This is a genomic window from Sphingomonas sp. DG1-23 (genome assembly GCF_030730875.1).
In the GTDB taxonomy this organism is placed as follows: Bacteria; Pseudomonadota; Alphaproteobacteria; order Sphingomonadales; family Sphingomonadaceae; genus Sphingomonas.
The window spans coordinates 197929-221181 of the sequence record NZ_JAVAMA010000006.1; the positions used below are offsets into that span (position 1 = coordinate 197929).

Annotated in this window: 21 protein-coding genes; 13 read left to right on the forward strand and 8 right to left on the reverse strand. The window is 66.2% G+C overall.

The features are described 5' to 3' along the window. Positions 1–26 precede the first annotated feature (26 nt). Genes Q9Q95_RS11920 through Q9Q95_RS11955 form a run of 8 tightly spaced genes read left to right on the forward strand, consistent with a single transcriptional unit; the run spans position 27 to position 5059 of the window. A complete protein-coding gene (locus tag Q9Q95_RS11920) occupies positions 27–338 on the forward strand; it encodes a hypothetical protein (protein ID WP_306097258.1) in 312 nt (103 codons plus the stop codon). An 11-nt stretch (positions 339–349) separates the two neighbouring features. Next, the gene (locus Q9Q95_RS11925) at positions 350–745 is read left to right on the forward strand and encodes a hypothetical protein (RefSeq protein WP_306097260.1); all 396 of its coding nucleotides are present in this window, start codon (positions 350–352) and stop codon (positions 743–745) included. A gap of 33 nt (positions 746–778) precedes the next feature. After that, on the forward strand, positions 779–1528 hold the full coding sequence (sctJ, locus tag Q9Q95_RS11930; RefSeq protein ID WP_306097262.1) for a type III secretion system inner membrane ring lipoprotein SctJ: 750 nt from the start codon (positions 779–781) through the stop codon (positions 1526–1528). After that, positions 1525–2046: a hypothetical protein gene (locus Q9Q95_RS11935; protein WP_306097264.1), complete on the forward strand. Its 522-nt coding sequence runs from the start codon at positions 1525–1527 to the stop codon at positions 2044–2046. The genes sctJ and Q9Q95_RS11935 overlap by 4 nt, the downstream gene beginning before the upstream one ends. Then, complete coding sequence (locus Q9Q95_RS11940; RefSeq protein ID WP_306097266.1) at positions 2043–2651, forward strand: FliH/SctL family protein; 609 nt, start codon at positions 2043–2045, stop codon at positions 2649–2651. Before Q9Q95_RS11935 ends, Q9Q95_RS11940 begins: the two co-directional genes overlap by 4 nt. Next, positions 2644–3969 (forward strand): FliI/YscN family ATPase, encoded by a 1326-nt coding sequence (locus tag Q9Q95_RS11945; protein WP_306097268.1) that lies wholly within the window; start codon positions 2644–2646, stop codon positions 3967–3969. Before Q9Q95_RS11940 ends, Q9Q95_RS11945 begins: the two co-directional genes overlap by 8 nt. Further along, positions 3969–4427 (forward strand): hypothetical protein, encoded by a 459-nt coding sequence (locus Q9Q95_RS11950; RefSeq protein ID WP_306097270.1) that lies wholly within the window; start codon positions 3969–3971, stop codon positions 4425–4427. The genes Q9Q95_RS11945 and Q9Q95_RS11950 overlap by 1 nt, the downstream gene beginning before the upstream one ends. After that, positions 4424–5059 (forward strand): hypothetical protein, encoded by a 636-nt coding sequence (locus tag Q9Q95_RS11955; RefSeq protein ID WP_306097271.1) that lies wholly within the window; start codon positions 4424–4426, stop codon positions 5057–5059. The genes Q9Q95_RS11950 and Q9Q95_RS11955 overlap by 4 nt, the downstream gene beginning before the upstream one ends. A gap of 60 nt (positions 5060–5119) precedes the next feature. Here the strand turns inward: Q9Q95_RS11955 and Q9Q95_RS11960 are convergent, their stop codons facing one another. Then, positions 5120–6004 carry an ankyrin repeat domain-containing protein gene (locus tag Q9Q95_RS11960; protein ID WP_306097273.1) on the reverse strand — a complete coding sequence of 295 codons (885 nt, stop codon included), beginning with the start codon at positions 6002–6004 and terminating at the stop codon, positions 5120–5122. Between the two features lie 41 nt (positions 6005–6045). After that, a complete protein-coding gene (locus Q9Q95_RS11965; RefSeq protein ID WP_306097276.1) occupies positions 6046–7140 on the reverse strand; it encodes a hypothetical protein in 1095 nt (364 codons plus the stop codon). A gap of 127 nt (positions 7141–7267) precedes the next feature. Between Q9Q95_RS11965 and Q9Q95_RS11970 the strand changes: the two genes are divergently transcribed. Both Q9Q95_RS11970 and Q9Q95_RS11975 read left to right on the forward strand, forming a co-directional pair. Then, entirely contained in the window at positions 7268–8212 is a 945-nt protein-coding gene (locus tag Q9Q95_RS11970; RefSeq protein WP_306097278.1) for a C2 family cysteine protease, read from the forward strand. Between the two features lie 82 nt (positions 8213–8294). Next, on the forward strand, positions 8295–8681 hold the full coding sequence (locus Q9Q95_RS11975; RefSeq protein WP_306097280.1) for a hypothetical protein: 387 nt from the start codon (positions 8295–8297) through the stop codon (positions 8679–8681). Positions 8682–8690: 9 nt separating this feature from the next. Here Q9Q95_RS11975 and Q9Q95_RS11980 read toward each other — a convergent pair whose 3' ends face one another. The 3 genes from Q9Q95_RS11980 to Q9Q95_RS11990 are packed head-to-tail and all read right to left on the reverse strand — an operon-like array spanning position 8691 to position 9593. Next, entirely contained in the window at positions 8691–8948 is a 258-nt protein-coding gene (locus tag Q9Q95_RS11980) for a DUF5985 family protein (protein ID WP_306097281.1), read from the reverse strand. Next, positions 8945–9220 (reverse strand): DUF5985 family protein, encoded by a 276-nt coding sequence (locus tag Q9Q95_RS11985; RefSeq protein WP_306097282.1) that lies wholly within the window; start codon positions 9218–9220, stop codon positions 8945–8947. The genes Q9Q95_RS11980 and Q9Q95_RS11985 overlap by 4 nt, the downstream gene beginning before the upstream one ends. Before the next feature lies 1 nt (position 9221). Further along, entirely contained in the window at positions 9222–9593 is a 372-nt protein-coding gene (locus tag Q9Q95_RS11990) for a hypothetical protein (protein WP_306097284.1), read from the reverse strand. Between the two features lie 197 nt (positions 9594–9790). Between Q9Q95_RS11990 and Q9Q95_RS11995 the strand changes: the two genes are divergently transcribed. Together Q9Q95_RS11995 and Q9Q95_RS12000 are read left to right on the forward strand one after the other, a co-directional pair. After that, the gene (locus Q9Q95_RS11995; RefSeq protein WP_306097286.1) at positions 9791–15163 is read left to right on the forward strand and encodes a HAMP domain-containing protein; all 5373 of its coding nucleotides are present in this window, start codon (positions 9791–9793) and stop codon (positions 15161–15163) included. A 61-nt stretch (positions 15164–15224) separates the two neighbouring features. Then, positions 15225–17231, forward strand: a complete 2007-nt coding sequence (locus Q9Q95_RS12000; RefSeq protein WP_306097288.1) for a response regulator — start codon at positions 15225–15227, stop codon at positions 17229–17231. A 21-nt stretch (positions 17232–17252) separates the two neighbouring features. Here the strand turns inward: Q9Q95_RS12000 and nagA are convergent, their stop codons facing one another. From nagA to Q9Q95_RS12015, 3 genes are read right to left on the reverse strand one after another with little or no spacing between them, the layout of a single operon-like run. Further along, on the reverse strand, positions 17253–18428 hold the full coding sequence (gene nagA / locus Q9Q95_RS12005; protein ID WP_306097290.1) for an N-acetylglucosamine-6-phosphate deacetylase: 1176 nt from the start codon (positions 18426–18428) through the stop codon (positions 17253–17255). Then, a complete protein-coding gene (locus tag Q9Q95_RS12010) occupies positions 18428–19444 on the reverse strand; it encodes an SIS domain-containing protein (protein ID WP_306097293.1) in 1017 nt (338 codons plus the stop codon). Before Q9Q95_RS12010 ends, nagA begins: the two co-directional genes overlap by 1 nt. A 19-nt stretch (positions 19445–19463) precedes the next feature. Next, positions 19464–20207 carry a GntR family transcriptional regulator gene (locus Q9Q95_RS12015; RefSeq protein ID WP_306097296.1) on the reverse strand — a complete coding sequence of 248 codons (744 nt, stop codon included), beginning with the start codon at positions 20205–20207 and terminating at the stop codon, positions 19464–19466. A gap of 209 nt (positions 20208–20416) precedes the next feature. Here Q9Q95_RS12015 and Q9Q95_RS12020 point away from each other — a divergent pair, with 209 nt between their 5' ends. Then, positions 20417–23134: a TonB-dependent receptor gene (locus tag Q9Q95_RS12020; RefSeq protein ID WP_306097298.1), complete on the forward strand. Its 2718-nt coding sequence runs from the start codon at positions 20417–20419 to the stop codon at positions 23132–23134. Positions 23135–23253 lie beyond the last annotated feature (119 nt).

Sequence of the window (23253 nt, forward strand, 5' to 3'; positions counted from 1 at the left end):
CATTTGTTGTGTGAAGGAGTAGAGTCATGTCGAACACGATCACCAGCGGACTTACCAACCTCTCGGTCTCGCCGCTCACCGGCAACCGGATGAGCAAGGGCAGCGCGCCCGGCACCTGGTTCGAGGCGCTCGCCGATTCCTGGGGCCAGACGCTCGACAAGCAGGCGACCCGCATCGAGGCGATGTCGAACGAGGTCGGCAACAACGGCAGCGACAATCCCTCGCAGATCACCAAGCTGACCGCAGAGTCGATGCGGATGTCCTTTATGGCGAACAGCTCGTCGAGCTCGATCGACAGCGTCGGCAAGGCGCTCGAGACGATGGCCCGCAAGAACTGACGGAGGCGATCATGTCGATCGAAGCCATTGCGGGGGCCATGGCGAGTTCCGCCTTCGTCCCCCCGCCGTCCGATATCGTCCAGGCCGGGCCGAACGCCTCGGTCGCCGACATCACCAGTTTCCAGGGCTCGCTGTCGGCGGTGGGAAGCGGGGGTATCGGCGGTGCCGACGCGCTCGGGCCGGCGATGCAGGCAATGTTCAGCCAGATCGAACGCGTCAACGGCGAAGCCAGGAGCGTGTCCGAATATGCCAAGGCGGCGCAGGCCAGCGGTTCGGAAATGACTCCGGGAGAAGTCGTGGATCTCACGATGAAGTGCCACGAATTCATGTTCCACTGCCAGCTGACCTCGAACATCGCCAACCGCACCTCGGACGGCATCCAGCAGCTGTTCCGGCAGCAATCGTAAGGTCCGTCCTGCCCGGACCGACGGAGAACTGACATGGGCAACCTTGCCCGAAACCTGCGTCCGGCACTGATCGGACTGTGCCTGCTGCTCGCCGCATGCGGTCAGGAGGAGCTATATTCGAAGCTCACCGAGACTCAGGCCAACGAGATGATCGCGGTGCTGCAGAGCGCCGGGATCGGCGCGACCAAGAAGGAGAATGGCGAGGCGGGATGGACGCTGCAGACCGACAAGGGCGATTTCAGCCGTGCGGTCGAGGTGCTTCATTCGCAAGGCTATCCGCGCGAGGAATTCGCCTCGCTCGGAACGGTGTTCAAGCGCGAAGGCCTCGTCTCTTCGCCCACCGAGGAGAAGGCGCGGCTGGTCTATGGGATGAGCCAGGAGCTGTCGCACACCATCTCCGAGATCGACGGCGTCGTGCAGGCGCGCGTCCATCTGGTGTTGCCCGACAATCAGCCGCTGGCGGAGACCGGGCAACCGGCATCGGCGTCGGTGTTCATCAAATATCGCCCGGGCACCAATATCGAGACCCAGATCGGCAAGGTGAAGGCGCTGATCGTCAATTCGGTGCAGGGGCTCAAATATGAGAATGTCTCGGTCGAGACCTTCGCCGCCCAGCCGCTGCCGACCGTTGCGCGCAAGGATGGCGGGGATGTGCTCAACGCCAATCTGGTCGGGGTCGCGATAGCGGGGCTGCTGCTGCTGATTGCGGCGCTGGGCTATCCGGGCCTGCGGCGGTGGCAGCAGCGTCGCGCTGCAATAGCCCGGCGCGAGGGTAGCGCGTGAGGGCGGCCGAACAACGCGCCACGCTCGCCGCGATCGGCAACGATCTGGTCGCGGTGGAGGGCGGGCCCGGCCATCGCCGCGCCGCCTTGCTCCTCAAGCATTTGAACGGCTGCGACGATCCGGTGGCGTGCTTCACCGATCTGCCCAGCGCCCCGGCATGGCTCCGGCTCCCGGCAGCGGCACAGCGCAAGCTCGCCTTGCGCGTCGCCTTGCTGTGGATGGGCGACGCGCTCGCCGGATCGATCGACGGCGCATGGCTGGGCGGTCTGGCCGAGGTCGCCGGCGAGGATCTGCTCGATTGGGCGATCGAGACGATTCCGGCGCTGCCGGCCGCGCCTGCACGTCGCCTCGAGGCGGGCGAACTCGAGATCTATGGTTTCTCGCTGCTGCGCGAGCAATTGCCGATGCCGCTCCGTGGCTATCTGCCATGGCGCGCGGATCATCTGGCGCTTTCCTGTCCGCGCGAGGCGCTCGACGCCTTCGTGACCGCGGCGGTCGCGGCGGCGGTACGCGCATGACCTTCCTCGTGCTCCATGCCGACCGCCTGGCGACGGCGCTTGCCGATGACCCATTGGTGCCTGCGGCCGATGTCGGCCGGGTACAGGACGCGCTCGCCTTGCTCGCCGAGGCCGGCGATTTGCGGCGGGGGGCGGAGGCGACGATCGACGCCGCCCGCGAAGCCGCGCGGATAGAGGGCTTCGCTGCGGGGCGGGCCGAAGGGCTGGCGGCGGCAGAGGCCGAGCGGCAGGCCGAACTCTTTCGCATCGCGCTGCGCGACAGCGAATTGCAACGCGAGCGGCAGAAGGACATTGCGCGGCTCGCGCTGGAAGTGGTCCGGCGGATCGCCGGCGAACTCGACGCGGGCGCAATGGTGGCGGGACTCGCAGAACGCGCGGCGGCGCAGCTGACTCCGGACAGCGTCGCAATGGTCCGCGTGGCGCCGGCCGCGGTCGCGGCGGTGCGGGCGCGGCTGGACGGGCGCGTCGGGCTGAGCGTCGAGGCGGACCCTTCGCTCGAAGGGCAGGATTGCGTGATCGAGACGGCGCTGGGACGCACCCATGCCGGGCTCGACACCCAGCTCGCGCAAATCGAGCGGATGTGGGGCGAGGCGCTCAATGGCTGAGGGGCCCGCCAGCACCGTCGATCAATTGCTCGCCGGGTTGCAGCGCAGCCCGACGGTCGAGCGGCGCGGCCGGCTGGTCGAGGTGCTCGGCACGACGCTCAAGGTGACCGGGATCGCGCCGCGGGTCGGGGATTTCTGCGAAGTGGTCGAGCCATCTACGGGGCGGGTGGTGCCGGTCGAGGTGGTCGGCATTGCCGGGCAGGCGACGATCCTGACTCCGCTCGGCGACGTACGCGGGCTCTCGGTCGACGCCGAAGTGATCGTACGCAGCGGCGAGGATTCGGTGCCTTGGGGTGACGGACTGCTCGGCCGCGTGCTCGACGGGCGCGGGCGGCCGATCGACGGCAAGGGCGATCTCCCGCCGGATTTGAAGCGCAGGCCGCTCCACGCGCCCGCGCCGCAGCCGATGGAACGCGCGCTGATCGACGCGGCGCTGCCGACCGGCGTGCGCGCGATCGATACGCTGCTGACCTTGGGTCAGGGCCAGCGGCTCGGCGTGTTCGCCGCGGCTGGCGGGGGCAAATCGACCTTGCTCGGCATGCTCGCGCGCTTCGCCCAAGCCGATGTGATCGTCATCGCGCTGATCGGCGAACGCGGTCGCGAAGTCCGCGAGTTCATCGAGGATTCGCTTGGCGACGCCGGGCTGGCGCGCTCGGTGATCGTCTGCGCGACTTCCGATCGCGCGGCGATGGAACGGGTGCGCGCCGCGCACCACGCCACTGCCGTCGCCGAGGGTTTTCGCAGCGAAGGCCGCAACGTGCTGCTGCTGATGGATTCGGTCACGCGCTTCGCCCGCGCGCTGCGCGAGATCGGGCTGGCGGCGGGGGAGCCGCCGGTGCGCCGCGGTTTCCCGCCCTCGGTGTTCGCCGAACTGCCGCGATTGTTCGAGCGCGCCGGGAACGACGCCGTCGGATCGATCACCGGAATCTACACCGTTCTGCTCGAGGACGAGGAAGGCGACGATCCGATCGGCGAGGAAGTCCGTTCGATCCTCGACGGCCATGTCATCCTTTCGCGCAAGCTGGGGGCCGCGGGCCATTATCCGGCGATCGACGTGCTCGGCAGTCTCAGCCGGTTGTTCCCCCGGCTCGCCGAGCCGGCGCATCGCGACGCAGCGACGCGGGTGCGCGCGTTGCTCGCCAAGCATGCCGAGATCGAGTTTCTCGTCCAGGTCGGCGAATATCGCGCAGGCGCCGATCCGCTCGCCGATCGCGCGATCGCCGCCAAGCCCGAGATCGATACGTTGCTGCGGCAGGATGCCAACCGGGCCGAGGATTTCCAGACGTCGCTGATGCTGCTGCGTGGAGTCGCCGGCTGATGCGCGCGCGCGATCAGCAGCGGCAGGCGAAGGCGCTGGTCCGGCTGCGCGCGGTGCGAATGCAGAGCGCGGCGGTTGCGCTCGCCGAGGCGCGCGCGGCAACCGCGGCAGCGGAGCGAGAGCGCGCCGCCGCCGATGCCGCTGCCGACTCGGCAGATGCTGCCATGGACGAGGCGCGGGGCGACCTCGCGACCGATCCGGCCGAGGCCGAGCGCTTGCTCGCGGTGGTCGATCGCAGCCATTTCCGGCGCTCGGTGGCGCGCAGCGCGCTCAACGACGCGCGCGAAGGCGAGCGGCTGTGCGCCGAGGCCGAGGCCGAAAGACGCAAGGCGATGATCCTCGCCCGCGCCCGGCACGACCGGCTGGTCGAGCATGCCGGACAGGCGGTACGCCGCTGGGCGCGCCGGCACGAAGAGCGGACCGCGCTCGATAATATGGAGGCAAGGAGGCGATCATGACCCGCGTCAACTCCAATCCGCAGCCGGTTCGCCAGCCCGCGCAGGGCCAGGTGCAGGGCCGCGCGCAACCCGCGCCGGCCGACGTCCGGGCGATGAACGAGGCGTTGGGGATGGCCAAGGCACGGCTCGAGGCGAAGGAGCAGCCGGGAGTGCCGATCCAGCCCAAGGGCGCGAAGGGGCTGGTTCAGGCCGAGCGCCGCGGTGAGGTGCCGGTCCAGCAGCGCGAGGCGTTCGACGATTCTCGCGAGACCGCGCTTCGGCAGGAACGCGAGGCGCGCGAACGGCAGGACGGGCTGTTCGGTTTCGCCGGCCATGCCCAGCCGCAACCGACCGCGATGCCGGCGATGCCTGCCGCGCATGTCGATCCGGGCGCGTTCGCCCAGATGCTCGCCGATCTGTGGACGCGCGAGAACGGCAAGGGGACCAGGGAAGTCACCGTCACCTTCGGCGATCGGGCATGGCCGGCAACCGGCGCCCGGCTGATACGCAACGCCGCGGGAACGCTCGACGTCGCGCTGTTGCTCGGCAATCGGGCACCACCCTATGACGCCACGCTGCGCGAACTCGAGGCGCAGTTGCAGGGGGCAGGAGTGGCATTGGGCAGCCTTTCGACCGAGGCCGCGTTCGGCTGAGCGCCTCGTTCAATTTCAGCTTTTGATCACCCCGAGATCCATCGGGATGACGGATGCAAGCTAGCGCGTCGTCTTCATATTGGCCTTGATCAGCGCGAGCACCGCAGGCGGCACCGGCGCCGCGCCCGCGGCGCGGGCCGCTGCTGGAGGCCAATTGCCGCTCGCCGCCGCGGCGCGCACGTCGCGGAACGAGGGTACCGGTTCCGGCCAGCCCAGCTTCTTGAGCCGCTCGGCCAGCCGGCGCTGCGCTTCGCCTTCCTCGGCCGAATCGGTCAGCATCTTCGTCGTCGCGGCGGTCCCCAGATTGGCCCCGCCGCCGTCGATCGCCCAAGCATCGGCGCCCCGATCGAGCAGCAGCTCGGCGATACGGAAATGCTCCATGTCGAGCGCGGTGTGGAGCGGGCGGTTGCCGGTCGCCTCCATCACGTTGGGATCGGCGCGAAAATCGAGCAGCATGCGCACCGCGCCGAGCGAGTTGAGCGTGATCGCGGTGCGCAAGGGGCCGCTGGGGCTTCCCGCCGGATTGGGGCTGGCGCCGGCGGTGAGCAGGCGATGCGCGAACTCCGGGTCCTTCGCCCGCAGCGCGAGCCGAAGCGGCAGGCCTTTGTCGTCGACGCCGTCGAGCGGGGCACCGCCGCGGACGACGAGATCGACCGAGTCGGCGCGGCACGTGGCGAGCGCGACCGACAGCATGTCGTAATGCGTACCCACCCGGCGGCGGGCGAGGCCGGGGTCGCCGCGCAGCAGCTGGCCGGCGCGCTCGATATTGCCGTCGAACAATGCTTCGGCGAAGTCGCGCGCGGCGGCACCCAGCCGCTGATCGGTCAGCGTGTCGCGGCGGGTGGGAAGTTCGGTGCCCTGCACGAAGCAATCGGCACGCGCGTCACTTTCGCAACCCATCGTCATGAGCGCGAGTGCGGGGCTGAGCAGGCGGAATCTGTGCACACGCCGCACCCTCTGCCTATTGCGGGCAGCGCGTCAACCGCTCAGCGGCCGGCCTGCGCCGCGGTGCCGGCGAGGACCCAATCCATGCTGTGGCGATCGACCGGATTGATCGAATCCCACCAATGCGCGCCCTCGGGACGGACATTGGGAAGCGTGTGCTGCGCGCCATAGGCTTCGGGCAGATCGGTCACCGCCGCGCCGACGATCGCGCCGCCGCCGCTGATCAGGCTGCCCAATCCGGCGCCGATCGCGCGGTCGCCGCCTTCCTGCAGCGTGGTGAGGATCTCGCCGGGGACGCGATAATTGTTGATCGAGGATGCGCCGCGATCGTTCGCCTGCGCCACGGCTTGCGCCTTTTCGATAGTGTTCTGGTGGAGGCCGGCGGCGTTGAAGGTGTCGGCGGGGCGGCCCGAGGCGATCGCCGCTTCGGCCGCGAGACCGCCGCCGAGCGAATGCCCGACGAGCGTGACGTCGGCATCGGTGCGGGCGAGCTTCTTCCCGATCTCGAGCGCATTGGCATAGTGAGTCGAGTTGAAGCCGAGCCCCTGCTGGGCGTTGCTCTTCCAATCGTCGCCGGACTGGCTGCCGCGGAAGACGACGGTGTAATGCTCCTGGCCGGCCTCGCCGCTGACATAGACGCGGGCGCGGAAACTGCTCTCGCCGGGTTGCTCGAGCATGTCGGGCGTGAGGCCGAGGCGTGCGAGATCGGCGTCGCTGGCGGCGCGATAGCCCGCGGGCGGGCTGGGCACGTCGTTATAGACGTCCTTGGCGAGCAGCGCGTTGGTGTGGACCTGCTGCAGGTCGGGCGCGTCGTTCGCGGCGAGACGCGCCTGCGCGGGCGCGACCGGGGCGGTGACCGGCGAAAGCGTGGCGAATTGCGCCGGCTGCACGCCCTGCGCTGCGGGGGAGAACGGTACGACGACCGCGTCGCGATCATTGGCGGCGCGCTGCTGGGATGAATCGGCGCCATCGGCTCGGGGGGGACTGAGTGCCGATGGCGCCGATTGCAGCGCCGGAGTTACGCGCGACGGCTGCCAGTCCGAACGATAGGCCTCGGCATCTCGGGACGATGCGGAAGGCGGGGTCGACGGGGGAGTCGACGCCGTGGAAGCCGGGGCTGCCCTGTTTACTTGCATCACGCCATCCTCACGATCGGACGGTCTCCAGATGGAGCGGATGGATGCCGTGCACCATAATCGATCCGATTATCGCGGCGCGCGCGTGAGGGGCGCATAGGCTTGCGTAAAGAATGGGAGAGTCCGCATGCTCGAGGCCGCCGCAGGCGTTGCAACCCACTTCAATCTGGATTCGCTGCTCGCGGGTAGCGCGGTATCGGTTCCTGGATTCCGCGTGCCTGTCGACGGTGGCGGTGCGGTGGGGAAGGCGGCCGAGGTCCGTTTCGACGCTGCCGATCTCTACGGCGCAAAGGGGCCGCAGGCGGCGGATATTCGGCAGGACGCGCTCGGCGACTGCTATTTCGTCGCGACGCTCGGCGCGCTCGCACAGCAGCAGCCGGATGCGGTTCGCAACATGATCAGCTTCGACGCGAATACCGGCAACTTCACCGTCCGGCTGCACGACGGCGACGGCAATCCTCAGTCGGTGCAGGTGACGCAGGCCGAAGTCGAAGACAATCTCGCGCGGCAGGGGGGCTCGACGGCGGACAATAGCGGCCTCGACGGTCCGATCTGGCCGGCAGTGGCCGAGACCGCTTATGCCAAGATGCACGACAGCAATCCGGCCGACGGGCTGACCGAGGGGTATAACGCGATCGCCAATGGCGGCTGGCCGCAAGATGCGATGCAGGCGATCACCGGCGATCGCGGCGACGAGATCCGCTATTCGGAAGGTTTTTTCGAGAGCGAAAATTCGGCGCTCGACCGGATGGCGGGGCAGGTCGACGCGGCACTTTCCAACGGCCGCCCGGTGACCTTGTGGACCGTTCCCGAGAATCGCAGTTTCTGGGACACCATCCGCGGCAACGAGGGCACGCAGGACGGCCTTGTCGACAATCATGTCTACACCGTCGAAGGCATTCACAAGAACGCCGATGGAGAATGGATGGTGAGCGTCCGCAACCCGTGGAGCACCAACATGAACGTGGGCGAAGGACACGACACCCAATCTCCGACGATGGAAGTGCCGCTGCGCACGCTCGCCGATACCGGCGGAGCCGAGGCCTTCACCGCCGGGCCGGCACCGCGCTGAGCTTCGTGCGTTCAGGGTTGAGCGGCCCGCGACAAGCGGGCAAGCTCGGCACGAAGGACATCCCTTGCTGAAAGCGGCGCTCTTGAGTCTGTTAGCCTTTCTCGGCCTCGTCCGCGGGTTCGACCTTGCGTCGCTGCCGGCGCCTGCCGGCGCGCAACCGGGTGCAAGTGCAGCCGAACGGCAGGCGCTGCACGCGCTGGCCAGCGATGTCTCCCGCGGCGGCGCGACGATCACCGGCGAACGGCTGTTCACGGTGAGCAAGGCGGTTCCATGGGTGGCGATCGCCAAGCGTATCGACAATCTCGCCCGCCAGCGCGGCGCTACGTCGGTAGCTCTCCCCGGCGCCGATCCCGGCAAGAAACTGGCCCAGGCGTGGCGCGGCCGCGACGGCAGCGGGGTAATGGCTGCGATGGTGCCTTCCCCGGCTGGCGGGACCGTCGCCTATTTTGCAGTCAAATTCGCGCAGTGATCGGCTTCGCTATCGCGCGTTCTTTCGCAGGATCGCGAAGAGGATGATCAGGAACGCGACCAGGCGGACCAGATAGACCCAGCTGCGCTGCTCGTCGGGTATCCCACCGAGCGCGAGGATCGCCTGACCCACTCCCAGCAGGAGAAAGGCGGCCGAGAAGGCGAGGAACAGCTCGTCGCGGGTGTCGCGCCAGAAACGCAGGAAGAACAAGGCTGCAGTGGCGAAGCCGAGCGTGACTGCGCCGGACAGGAAGGCGAGCAACGTCATGCGTCTTCCATGTCCCAGACGAAGCCGAACAGCAGGACTGCCACCGCGCCCAGCGACAGCAGCAAACGGAGCAGTCCGAAGTCGATATCGCGAATCAATAGCAGGTCAACGATCACGAACAGGTTGTTCGTTGCGAGCAGTCCGAAGCACAATGCGCTCCACAGCAACAATCGCATCCCGCTGCGCCGATAGGAACGCCCGAGCAGCAGCGCGCAGGCAGCGCTGGTGGCGAAGCACAGCAGATAGACGATCGCGGGGAACCAGGCGCTCATCTCAGTCCCTCCACAACTTGAAGGCGTCTGCGAAGCTGCTGAGGCCCGACGAGGCGGGTGCGACGATGATCCGTCGCACGGCGTCGGGGCGGCTGGCATAGAGCGATTCTGCGGCGCTCGCGAGGCTGTCGACTGCATCCGAGGTCGGCTGGTAGCGGACGAGCTGACCCTCCTCGACCACGACGAGCCCCGCGGCGAGCAACGATTCGACGCTTTGGGACACCACGAGCTCGCTGCCGCGCAGGGCGACGACCAGGTCGGACTGCGGCCATGCCCGGTCGCGATGCTTCTTGAGGAAGCACAGCAACTCGAGCGCCCAGACCGAACGAAAGGTCGAGCGAATGAAGCTGGAGAGCTCTTGTCTGGCCGGCATCCCGGGCGCCGTCTCCCATGCCTGTGTGTCCCCCGCGTTTCGCCGCCCTTCCTAACGGCTGAGAAAAATGCTGCAACCAGCCGCAAATACGTGCGCGCGTTCACTTTTCCTACAGTACAGCTGTTGCTATGCATGTTCCGGGCCGGGGGGTCCGTTCAGCGTTTCAGGGGCGGGGGAATTCATACCAGGAGTGCCAGGTGAACGCCGAACTTACGCTCGACCGCCGTCAACTCGTCGCCGCACTCCGCAGCTTTCGCCGCGGTGATTTCAGCGTCCGCCTGCCCGAGGACCTCCCGGGCACCGATGGCGAGATAGCTGCATTGTTCAACGAAGTCGTCGCCATGGAAGAGGCGATGACCGCCGAATATGAGCGGCTGTCGCGCGTCGTCGGCAAGGAAGGCAAGATTACCCAGCGCGGTCACGTTCGCGGTGCTACCGGCGGCTGGGAGGCCAAGCTCCGCTCGGTCAACGAGCTGATCGAGGACATGGTCCAGCCGACCGCCGAAGTCGCGCGCGTCATCGGCGCGGTGGCCAAGGGCGACCTCTCGCAATCGATGACCGTCGAGATCGACGGCCGTCCGCTGCGCGGCGAATTCCTGCGCATCGGCAAGGTGGTGAACACGATGGTCGAGCAGCTCGCCTCGTTCGCGTCGGAAGTGACGCGCGTGGCGCGCGAAGTGGGCACCGAAGGCAAATTGGGCGGGCAGGCGCGCGTGAAGGGCGTCGCCGGCACGTGGAAGGATCTCACCGACAACGTCAACGCGATGGCGACCAACCTCACCGGTCAGGTGCGCAACATCGCCGAAGTGACCACCGCGGTGGCGTCGGGCGATCTTTCCAAGAAGATCACCGTCGAGGTGAAGGGCGAGATCCTCGAGCTGAAGAACACCATCAACACGATGGTGGATCAGCTCAATTCGTTCGCTTCGGAAGTGACGCGCGTCGCCCGCGAGGTCGGTACCGAAGGCAAGCTTGGCGGGCAGGCGCGGGTGGAAGGCGTCGCCGGCACGTGGAAGGATCTTACCGACAACGTGAACCTGATGGCCGACAATCTCACCGGTCAGGTCCGCAACATCGCCGAAGTGACGACCGCAGTGGCATCGGGCGATCTTTCCAAGAAAATCACCGTCGACGTGAAGGGCGAGATCCTCGAGCTCAAGAACACCATCAACGTGATGGTCGATCAGCTCAACGGCTTCGCCTCGGAAGTGACGCGCGTGGCGCGCGAAGTGGGCACCGAGGGCAAATTGGGTGGACAGGCCCAGGTGCCCGGCGTCGCGGGTACCTGGAAGGATCTCACCGACAACGTGAACCTGATGGCCGACAACCTGACCGGCCAGGTGCGCAACATCGCCGAGGTTACCACCGCGGTGGCATCGGGCGATCTCTCGAAGAAGATCACCGTCGACGTGAAGGGCGAGATCCTCGAGCTGAAGAACACCATCAACGTGATGGTCGATCAGCTCAATTCATTCGCGTCGGAAGTGACGCGCGTGGCGCGCGAGGTGGGTACCGAGGGCAAGCTCGGCGGGCAGGCGCAGGTGCCGGGGGTTGGCGGCACGTGGAAGGATCTCACCGACAACGTGAACCTGATGGCGGCGAACCTCACCGGTCAGGTGCGCAACATCGCCGACGTGACGACCGCGGTGGCCAAGGGCGACCTTTCCAAGAAGATCACCGTGGAAGTGAAGGGCGAAATCCTCGCGCTCAAGGACACCATCAACGTGATGGTCGATCAGCTCAACGGCTTTGCCTCGGAAGTGACGCGCGTGGCGCGCGAAGTGGGTTCGGAAGGCAAGCTCGGCGGGCAGGCGCAGGTCGAGGGCGTCGCCGGCACGTGGAAGGACTTGACCGACAACGTCAACCTGATGGCGGGCAATCTGACCGGCCAGGTGCGCAACATCGCCGAAGTGACCACCGCAGTGGCGCGCGGCGATTTGTCCAAGAAGATCACCGTCGACGTGAAGGGCGAGATTCTCGAGCTCAAGAACACGATCAACACGATGGTGGACCAGCTCAACGGCTTCGCTTCGGAAGTGACGCGCGTGGCGCGCGAGGTGGGTTCGGAAGGCAAGCTCGGCGGACAGGCGCAGGTGCCCGGCGTCGGCGGGACGTGGAAGGATCTCACCGACAATGTGAACGCGATGGCCGCGAACCTCACCGGCCAGGTCCGCAACATCGCCGACGTGACCACTGCCGTGGCGCTGGGCGATCTTTCCAAGAAGATCACCGTCGACGTGAAGGGCGAGATTCTGGAGCTGAAGAACACCATCAACACGATGGTGGACCAGCTCAACGGCTTCGCATCGGAAGTGACGCGCGTGGCGCGCGAAGTGGGCACCGAGGGCAAATTGGGCGGGCAGGCGCAGGTGCGCGGCGTCGCCGGTACCTGGGCGGATCTCACCGACAATGTGAATCTGATGGCGGCGAACCTCACCGGTCAGGTGCGCAACATCGCCGACGTGACCACCGCGGTGGCGCGTGGCGACTTGTCCAAGAAGATCACCGTCGACGTGAAAGGCGAGATCCTCGAACTCAAGGACACCATCAACACGATGGTGGACCAGCTCAACGGCTTCGCCTCGGAGGTGACGCGCGTGGCCCGCGAGGTCGGCACCGAAGGCAAGCTCGGCGGGCAGGCGCAGGTGCCCGGCGTGGGCGGGACGTGGAAGGACCTCACCGACAACGTCAATCTGATGGCGACCAACCTGACCAACCAGGTCCGCGGCATCGCCGACGTCGTCACCGCGGTGGCGCAGGGCAACCTCAAGCGCAAGCTGACCGTGGATGCCAAGGGCGAGATCGCCGCGCTGGCCGAGACGATCAACTTCATGATCGAGACGCTCGCCACCTTCGCCGATCAGGTGACCAACATGGCCCGCGAGGTGGGCATCGAAGGCAAGCTCGGCGGGCAGGCGCGCGTTCCGGGCGCTGCCGGCCTGTGGCGCGATCTCACCGATAACGTGAACCAGCTGGCGGCGAATCTCACCAATCAGGTTCGTTCGATCGCCGACGTGGCGACGGCGGTGACCAAGGGCGATCTCACCCGCTCGATCGCGGTGGAAGCCTCGGGCGAGATGGCGGCGCTCAAGGACAACATCAACGAGATGATCCGCAACCTCAAGGACCAGACCTTGAAGAATGCGGAGCAGGACTGGCTCAAGACCAACCTCGCGCGGTTCAGCCGCATGTTGCAGGGCGAGCGCGATCTCACCACCGTCTCGAACCTGATCATGTCCGAACTCGCGCCGCTGGTGAACGCGCAATATGGCGTGTTCTACGTCACCACGCGCGAGGCCGACGATACCGTGCTCGAACTCGCGGCGAGCTATGGCGCGGAGAACAAGGAGGCACTCAAGGCCAAGTTCGCGTTGCGCGAGGGGCTGGTCGGGCAGGCCGCGGCGGACAAACGCGCGATCGTGCTGGAAAACGTCCCCGGCGACTTCCTGCGCATCGGCTCGGGCCTCGGCCATTCGGCGCCGGCCAATGTCGCGATCCTGCCGGCCTTGTTCGAAGACGACGTCAAGGCAGTGATCGAGCTCGCTTCGTTCGGCGAGTTCAATGAAACCCATCAGAGCTTCCTCGACCAGCTGATGGAATCGGTCGGCATCGTGCTCAACACGATCGCCGCGACGATGCGTACCGAAGGGCTGCTCAAGCAGTCGCAGCTGCTGACCCAGGAGCTGCAGGCGCGCCAGACCGAACTGACCACCAAGCAGGAAGAGCTCCACAACACCAACGAGGAGCTGCAGGAAAAGGCGCAGCTGCTCGAGAACGAGAAGAAGCAGGTCGAGGCCAAGAATCTCGAGATCGAGATGGCGCGCCGCGCGCTCGAGGAAAAGGCCGAGCAGCTCGCGCTCACCTCGAAATACAAGTCCGAGTTCCTCGCCAACATGTCGCACGAGCTGCGCACGCCGCTCAATTCGCTGCTGATCCTGTCGAAGCTGCTTTCGGACAATCCGCAGGGCAATCTCAACGACAAGCAGGTCGAATTCGCGCGGACGATCAACGGCGCGGGATCGGATCTGCTCAACCTGATCAACGACATCCTCGATCTCTCGAAGATCGAATCGGGCACCGTCTCGATCGAGATCGGCGAGATGCCGATGGCGGGGCTCAAACAGCATATGGAGCGGACCTTCCGACAGCTCGCGGCGGACAAGAGCCTGGATTTCAACGTCGAGTTCGATCGTGGTCTGCCCGCGGCGATCAAGACCGACGAGAAGAGGCTCCAGCAGGTCGTACTCAATCTGCTGTCGAACGCGTTCAAGTTCACCGCGCAGGGCAGCGTCACGCTGGCGGTGCGGCCGGCGACCAAGGGGTGGAGCACCAATCATCCGGTGCTGCGCGGAGTCGATACCGCGATCGAGATCGCCGTCACCGATACCGGCATCGGCATCCCGCAGGACAAGCAGAAGCTGATCTTCGAGGCGTTCCAACAGGCCGACGGCACCACCAGCCGCAAATATGGCGGCACCGGGCTAGGCCTGTCGATCAGCCGCGAGATCGCCCGCCTGCTGGGCGGCGAGCTGCAGGTCCGCTCGAAGCCGGGCGAGGGCTCGACTTTCACGCTGTTCGTGCCGCTCCAGGCGATCGCCCCTGCGCAAATCGGCCAGCCAGGAACGCCGGCGCGCTACGACAATAGCGGCGCTACGGTGCCGAGCGCCTTGCCGGGGCCGTTCGACCTGAGCGACGACCGCGACAATCTTGCCGGCGACCGGTTCGTGCTGATCGTCGAGGACGATCCCACCTTTGCTTCGATCCTGCTCGACATCGCGCGCGGGGCCGGGCTCAAGGGTGTGGTCTCGGGGGCAGGCGCCGGCACGCTGGCGATGGTGCGCAAGCTCCAGCCGCATGCAATCACGCTCGATCTCGGCCTTTCCGACATCGACGGCTTCGTGCTGCTCGATCTGCTCAAGCACGACCCGCAGACCCGGCACGTGCCGATCCACGTGATCTCGGGCGCCGACAAGGTCGCCAAGGCGATCGATCTGGGCGCGTTCGGAGTGACCGAGAAGCCAGCCGAACGCGAGGCACTGGTGAAGGTGTTCGAGGATCTCGCCGATCGGGTGACCGCCGGGCCCCAGATCGTCGAACTGGTTCCCGAAGCGGATCAGGTCGTCCAGACGGCGCGCGGCGTGCCCGAACTCGCCGATACGCGGATCCTGATCGTCGACGACGACATCCGCAACATCTACTCGTTGACCAGCGTGCTCGAGAGCTATGGCGTCGAAGTGCTCCATGCCGAGGGCGGCAGGGACGGCATCGTGATCCTCGAGCAGACGCCCGGGATAGACATCGCTCTGATCGACATCATGATGCCGGAGATGGACGGCTATGAGACGATGCAGCAGATCCGCCAGCGCCCCGAACTCGCCGATCTGCCGCTGATCGCAGTGACGGCGAAGGCGATGAAGGGCGATCGGCAGAAATGCCTCGACGCGGGCGCATCCGATTATATCGCCAAGCCCGTCGACATCGATTTGCTGCTGGCCTTGTTGCGGGTATGGATAGCCCGGTCGCGCGACGCGGCGGTGAGCAACGGCTTGATCGTGGCAGAGCGGAGCTGAGGTGCGGATGCGCGCAAAGATACCGCCGACCCGTACCGCAACGATCGCCGAGGCCGTTCTGGTGACTGACTCCGAAGCCATCGAAGATCGTGCCAAGGTGCTGGTCGTCGACGACGACGAACGCAATCTGCTCGCGATCACCCATGTGCTCGAGGACGTCGCCGACGTCGTGGTGGCGACTTCGGGCGAGGAGGCGCTGCGCCAGCTCCTCAAGACCGAGTTCGCGGTCATTCTGCTCGATGTCTACATGCCCGGTATCGACGGCTACGAGACCGCGCAGATCATCCGCTCGCGCGAGCAGACCAAGCGCGTGCCGATCGTCTTCCTGTCGGCGGTCAACAAGGAAAGCGAGCACCTGCGGCGCGGCTATTCGATGGGCGCGGTGGATTACGTGTTCAAGCCGGTCGAGCCGCTCGTCATCCGATCGAAGGTGGCGGTGTTCGTCGATCTGTTCCTGATGACTCGCGAGATCCAGCGCAAGGCGCGGCAGGAACAGGCGCTGCTCGATGCCAATCTGCGCGCCAATGCCGAGCGGCTGCGGGTCGAGCAGGAGCTGCGCCTCGCCGAGCAGCGTCAGGCGGCGATCATCGAATCGCTGCCGATCATCCTTTATCTCGAGGAGATCGACGCCGATCCGCGCATCCCCAAGTTCGTCAGCGGCAATTTTCAGGCGCTGACCGGCTATGCCTTCGAAGACATCCAGCGCACACCGACCTTGTGGGTCGAGCGGCTGCATCCGGCGGATCGCGAACGGGCGGTCGAAGCGCTGGGCGCGCGCCGCTCGGGCCAGTCGCTATCGGTCGAGTATCGCTGGCAATGCGCCGATGGGGAGTACAAGCATTTCCTCGATCAGGCGGTGCTGCTGCGCGATTCCTTCGGCAATCCGGTCGAGTTCGCCGGGACGTTGCTCGATGTCACCGATCGCAAGGACCTCGAGAGCCAGCTCACCCAGGCGCGCAAGATGGACGCGATCGGCCAGCTGACCGGCGGCATCGCGCACGATTTCAACAATCTGCTCGCCGCGGTGCTCGGCGGGCTGGGCATGATCGAGCGGCGCGTGCCGCTGAGCGAGGATCAGGCGAAGATCGTCGGCATGACCCGGCATGCGGCCGAACAGGGCGCCGAACTGGTCAAGCATCTGCTCGCCTTTGCGCGCCGCCAGAAGCTCGAGCCGGCCTCGATCCGGATCCCGCGCCTCGCCCAGACGGTGACCAGCCTGCTCGCGCATACGCTGGGCGGGATGGTCGAGCTCAAATGGGAACTCTCCGACCCGCTTTCGCCGGTCTATGCCGATGCCGCGCAACTCGAACTGGCGGTAATGAACCTGATCATCAACGCGCGCGATGCGATGCCCGAGGGCGGCGTGGTGACCGTCGCGGCCGAGGATCGCGAGATCGTCGAGCAGATCGGCCGCACCGGACTCAAGCCCGGCCATTATGTCGTGATCGGCGTCGGCGACACAGGCTGCGGGATCGCGCCCGAGATGATTCAGCAGGTGCTCGAGCCCTTCTTCACCACCAAGCCGGTAGGCAAGGGGACCGGACTCGGCCTCAGCATGGTCTATGGCTTCGCCCAGCAATCGGGCGGCGAGGTCCGCGTCGACAGCGAGCTCGGCAAGGGCACCTGCGTCGAGATCTGGCTCCCGCGTGCGCCCGAGACCGCGACCGAGATGGTTCTCGCGATCGCGGATGAGGCCATGGATGCGGCCGCCGTGGCCATGAAAATCCTGCTGGTCGACGATCATGACGGGGTCCGCGCAACCACGGCGGCGTTGCTCGAGGACCTCGGTCATCAGGTGATCCATGTCACCGAAGGCGCGCATGCGCTCGACGCTTTCCGGCAGGATCCCGCCGCCTTCGATCTGCTGATCACCGATTATGCCATGCCACGCATGTCCGGGGCGGAGCTGGTTCGGCAGATTCGCGGTGAAAGCGCCGATTTTCCGGCGCTGATCATCACGGGCTATGCGCAGGCCGACCTCGATGCTTCCGAAAATACCGACCTGCGGTTCCTCACCAAGCCCTTCACCGCCGAGCAGCTCAAGGCGGCGCTGCGCGAGCGGCGCTGATCGCGGACAGGCGTCGAGGCCTCAGCGTCCCGCGATAGCAAGCGGTGCGGGCTGGCCCGCCCGGCTGTCGACCCCGGCGATCCAGGTCTCGACGACGCTATATGCCGCGTCGACCGCAACGAGATCGGCGCGATAGCCCGGTGCGATCGCGCCGAGGCCGTCGGCAAGACCGAGAAAGGCGGCGGGTGCATGCGCCGCCATGCAGGCGGCTGCCTCGATCGAGGCTCCGAGCATCTTCACGGTGTTAGCGAGCGCGGAGACCATGTCGAGATGCGAGCCGGCGATCGTGCCGTCGACGTCCCTGCAGATCCCGTCGATCACGCGGATCGTGCGCCCCTGGAGCACGAATTCGGCCGAATCGCTGCCCACCGTGGGCATCGCATCGGTCACCAGCATCAATTGTTCCGGCGGCTTGCAGCGCAGCGCGATGCCGAGCGTCGTCGGGCTGACGTGATGCCCGTCCACGATGATCCCGCAGATGAGTTCCGAACGCTCGAGCGCGGCGCCGGTCAGCCCCGGCGCACGCGACGTGAGCGGCGACATCGCGTTGAACAAATGGGTGATGCCGGTGACTCCGGCTTCGACCGCGGCAACCGACTGTTCGTACGTGGCGTTGCTGTGCCCGGCCGCGACGATCACGCCGGCATCGGTCAGGCGACGGATCGTCGCAGGATCGGTCTTCTCGGGGGCAAGCGTCACCAAAGTGCGTCCGCGCTTGAGCGAGGTCAGTGCGGCGAAGCCCTCTTCGTCGAGCGCGCGGATCTTGTCGGGGCGATGGATGCCCCGGCGCTCGACGTTGAGGAACGGGCCCTCGATATGAATGCCCAGCACCCCTGGCACGCCCTGTTCGATCGCCACCTCGACTGCCGCCACGCCGCGGCGGATCACGTCTATATCGTCGCTGATCAAGGTCGGCAGGAAGCCGGTGGTGCCGAAGCGCCGGTGTGCCGCGCCGATCGCGGCGATACCTTCTACGGTCGGCGAATCGTTGAACAGCACGCCCCCGCCGCCATTGACCTGCGTGTCGATGAAGCCGGGAAGCAGCATCGCGCCGTCGAGATCGTGGCGCACCGCGTCGGCGGGAATTTCGTCCGCCGGAACCACGGCGGCGATTCGATCGCCATCGACCAGCACGGCTTCGCCGTCGCGGAGTGCGCCCGCGCGGAGCACGCGGCCATTGACCAGAGCAGTGACCATCAGACGGTTTCGGTGACCTTGGCGAGCAGGGGAGGGCGATCGGGGTCGAGCCCGCGACGCAGCGAAAGCGCGTTGACCGCGCGGTAGAATGCCTGGACCTGGAGCATCGGCTCGATCGCCGGGTGCGCGGCCGGATGCGGCAGCTGGATCGCACCGCGCACGTCGCCGCCGCTGACCATTACTTCACCGCCCCGTGCGAGCACCTCGGCGACGAGTTCGTCGACGCCGTCGGCGGTCTCGTCCCCCTGGCGGAAGACCAGCAACGGGAAATCGGGGCCGACCAGCGCCATCGGGCCATGGCGGACCTCGGCGGCGCTGAACGCCTCGGCATGGAGGCCGCAGGTCTCCTTGAACTTGAGCGCGGCTTCCTGCGCGATGCCGAAGCCGAGACCGCGGCCGATGACATAGAGGCCTTGTGCCCGTTCGAGCCGCTCGACCATCGGCGACCAGTCGACCGCCCATGCCCGTTCGAGCAGGGCAGGTGCCGCATGGAGTGCCTCGAGCAATTCGCCGTCACCGGCCCATTCGCCGACGAGATGCAGCAAGGCGGCGAGGCTGGCGATGTAGGACTTCGTCGCGGCGACGCTGATTTCGCTGCCCGCATGGAGCGGGAGGAAGGTGTCGGCATCGTCCGCCAGCGGCGAATCGGCGGTGTTGACCAGCGCCGCGGTGCGAGCGCCGCCCTGCTTCGCGGCGCGCATCGCCGAGAGGATGTCGGGGCTCTTGCCCGATTGCGAGATGCCGATCGCCAGCATGCCGGCAAGATTCGCCGAGGCGCCGTACACCGACGAGATCGAGGGTGCCGCGGAAGTGGTCAGCACGCCCAGCCGGGTCTCGATCAGATATTTGCCGAAGGTCGCGGCATGGTCCGAACTGCCGCGCGCGCAGGTGAGCACGCCGCGGGGCGGGCTTGCACGAAGCTGGGCAGCCAATGCAGTCACCGCAGTCTGGTTGGCCGCCAGCTGGCGGCGCACGACGGCGGCGGCTTCACCCGCCTCCTGGAACATCTTCGTCATTTCTGGGCTCGTCACTGCATCAACCCCGCGTGTCGAGTTCGGCGACGAAGTCATAGGCGTCGCCACGGTACCAACTGCGCGTCGCCTCGATCACCCGCCCATCGGCCAGAAACCCGCGACGTTCGATATAAAGCCCCGGCGCACCTGCTTCGATCCCGAGCAATTGGGCCTGCGCGGCATCGAACAGCACTGCGCGAAGCCGCTGGAGCGCGCGCACCGGACGGTTTCCAGTGAGTTCGAGCGCGGCGTAAAGCGATGCGCCGACGACGTCCTCGCTGTCGAGCCCGAAGCCGGGAATCGTCGAATATTCGATCGCCATCGGCGTATCGTCGGCGAAGCGGATGCGATTGAACCGATAGACCGGCGTGCCAGGGCTCAGGCCCAATGTCAGCGCCTCGTCCGGCGTCACCGCGCCAGAGGCGCGACCGACCCACTCGCTGCGCACCATGCGCCCGCGCGCGGCCATATCCTCGGAGAAGGACGAGAGCTTGGCGAACTGTTTCTCAACGCGACCGGCGACGAAAGTGCCCGCGCCCTGGCGGCGGATCAGCAGGCCTTCGTTGACCAAGGTGTCGAGCGCCTTTCGCAGCGTGATCCGCGATACCGACAGGTCGGCGGCGAGATCGCGCTCGGCCGGCAGCGCCTCGTTGGGCTTGAGCACCTGATCGCGCAGCGCATCCCGCAGGGCGTCTTCGAGCCGCCGGTAAAGCGGGCCGCCACCGGTTCCATCGAGAGGACGTATCTTTTCGGCCAGCAGCGGCATTGCGATTCCATCATTGGGCGTCAGCGGGTTCGAGAGCAATAGTAATACCAATGCAAGACCACATGCTACCCTGAAAATGCGATTGGACGTAACATTAGTGAAAGAATCCCTCTTGACGCCTGCATTGGTCTGACGGATGGTCTGCTTAATGGTATGCAACTGGTACAAAAAAGACATGCCACTTGAGAGACTGTCAAAGGGGATGAGACATGGAGATTCGGACTCTACTGGTCGGCACCGCCAGCGCGCTCGCACTGGTTTCGAGTGCCGCTTATGCGCAAACCGCTGACGGGCCGCCGGCTGCCGCCGAGACGCAGGATGGCGAGGAGATCGTCGTCACCGGTTATCGCGCTGCACTTGCCGCTGCGATCGAAACCAAACGCAATGCAGGTTCGATCATCGACTCGATTTCGGCCGAGGACGTCGGCAAATTTCCCAACACCAATGTCGCCGAAGCGCTGACGCTGGTTCCGGGCGTGACCGTCGACCGTCAGTTCGGCCAAGGTGAGAAGGTCTCGATCCTCGGCACCGATCCGGCGCTCAACCGCACCCTGCTCAACGGCCAGACGGTTGCGTCGGCCGACTGGTTCATCCTCGATTCGCCGGGTCGTACCTTCAATTACGCGCTGCTCGCGCCGCAGCTGGTCAGTCGGGTCGACGTGTTCAAGTCGCCCGAGGCGCGGATCGACGAAGGGTCGATCGGCGGGACCGTCAACGTCGTCACCCGCAAGCCGCTCGACCTCAAGCCGTTCACGGTCGCCGGCACGCTCGGCTATCTCTACAATGATCGCTCCGAAAAGGGCGATGTGCAGGGTTCGGCGCTGGTCAGCTGGCGCAACGAGGCCGGCACGATCGGCCTGCTCGCCTCGTTCCAGCGCGCCAAGGACCGGCTTCGCCGCGACGGCGTCGAAGCCTATGGCACGATCACCGCCGATTTCTGGTCGGGCCGCAATGATGCCGGCACCGATTCGCGTCTGCCGACCTTCAATCCGGACGGCAGCGTCGCCACGCCGGCCGATTGCACCGGCGCCTGCGCGACGACGCTGACGGCCAATCCCAAGGCGGTGTTCCCCAACGCCTTCGGCACTTCCTATTTCGAGCAGGGCCGCGAGCGCCTGACCTATTCGGCGGCGGCGCAGTGGAAGCCGGTGCCCGAGCTGACGATCGGCGTCGACTATCTCCGCATCGATGCGACGTACGACAATCTCAATCAGTCGATGTACGCCTTCCCGGGCAACGTCTGGAACAGCGCCGGCCAGCTCAACGCGCTGCAGGTGGAGGACGGGATCGTCACCCAGGCCTCGTTCACCAACGCATTGTCGGTGCTCGACGCGCAATATCGCACCGCCGAGATGCATTCCGAGACATGGCACGGCCAGATCGGCTGGGAGGGCGTCAACTGGAACCTGAACGTCGAAGGCGGCATGTCCGACGCCGATGGCGGCACCAAGAAGCAGGTGTTCCTCGAATTCCTCAACTGGGCGAACTATACCGTCGACATCAGCGGCGCGCCCGGCAGCCCGGGGTCGATCAGCTACAGCACCGACGTGCTCGGCAATCCTGCCGCATTCCGGACCGATCCGGGCTGGAGCGGCAACCTTGTCGAGAAGCCGACCTCCGACAAGGAGCGCTATGGCCAGGCGGATCTCAAGTTCAACTTCGACGGCAGCGTCAAGAGCTTGCAGATCGGCTATAAATATCGGCGCCACGAAACCGGCCAGCGCTATGCCGGCGTGACCGTCGCGGGGGTCAACGTGCCGGCTTCGCAATTCGATGCCAGCCAGGTCAGCGACAATTATCTGCGCGGCTTCAACGGCGTGAACGACCAGATGACCGGCCGCTTCAAGATCGACGGCAATTCGATGGTCGATTATGTCGAGGGCGGCAGCTGGGTGCCCGGGGGCGGTGCTGTCCCGACGCCGTCGCCGTTCGCCGCAATCGAGTTCGCCGCCGGCAATTGGGATGTGACCGAAGACATCCACGCCGCCTACGCGCAGATCGATTTCGCGCAAGGCGCGCTGCACGGCAATATCGGTGCCCGCTACGTCAACACCAGCAGCGAGAGCGCGGGCTATGTCTGCACCCCGGGCACGCTGTGCAACGCCGCGGCGAACTGGACATGGCAGACCACCAGCAAGAAATATGAGAAGGTCCTGCCGACGATCAATATCGCGATCGACCTGAAGCAGGATCTGATCTTCCGCTTCGCGGCGACGCAGGTGATCGCGCGGCCGAACTATGCCGACATGACCAATGCCTTTTGGCTGTCGGACCAGATCCTCACCGGTGCTGGCGGTAACCCCGATCTCGATCCGTACGAGTCCGACAATTTCAATGCCTCGCTCGAATGGTATTTCGCGCCCCGCGCGATCCTCGCCGCCGAGCTGTTTTACAAGAACATCACCAATTACATCCTTCAGCAGACCGCGCCGGAGGCCCATTTCAACACAGCCCAGGGCGTCGTCACGACCTATGATATCAGCCGTCCGTTCAACGCGGGCTCGGCGCAGGTGAAGGGCTTTGCGCTCGCCTATCAGCAGAATCTGCCCTGGGGCTTCGGCGTGCTCGCCAACTACACCTATTCGGATGGACAGGGTCGGGACGGTGCCGATCTGCCGTACAATTCACGGCATCAGGTGAGCTTCAGCCCGTTCTTCGAGAGCGGCCCGTTCTCGATCCGGGGTACCTATACCTGGCGGTCGAAATATTTCACCGGGATCGATCGTGGCGACCAGATGTACGTCCGCGACACGGCGAACGTCGATCTTTCGGCGACGTACAACGTCACCGAAAATATCGGCCTCACCATCTCGGGCATGAACCTGACCGACAGCGAATATTACGCCTATGCCAATACGCCGCGCTTGCCGCGCGGGGTCTATCGCACCGGCCGGAGGGCGCTCGCATCGGTCAACGTCAACTTCTAACCGGGCATCGGCGCATCGAAGGGCGGCGGGATTCTTCCCGCTGCCCTTCTTTGCCGCTCGCCCGGACCGCAGCGAGATTGAGCGGCGCGCGAAACCGCTTAAGCTCGCTTTGCATCATC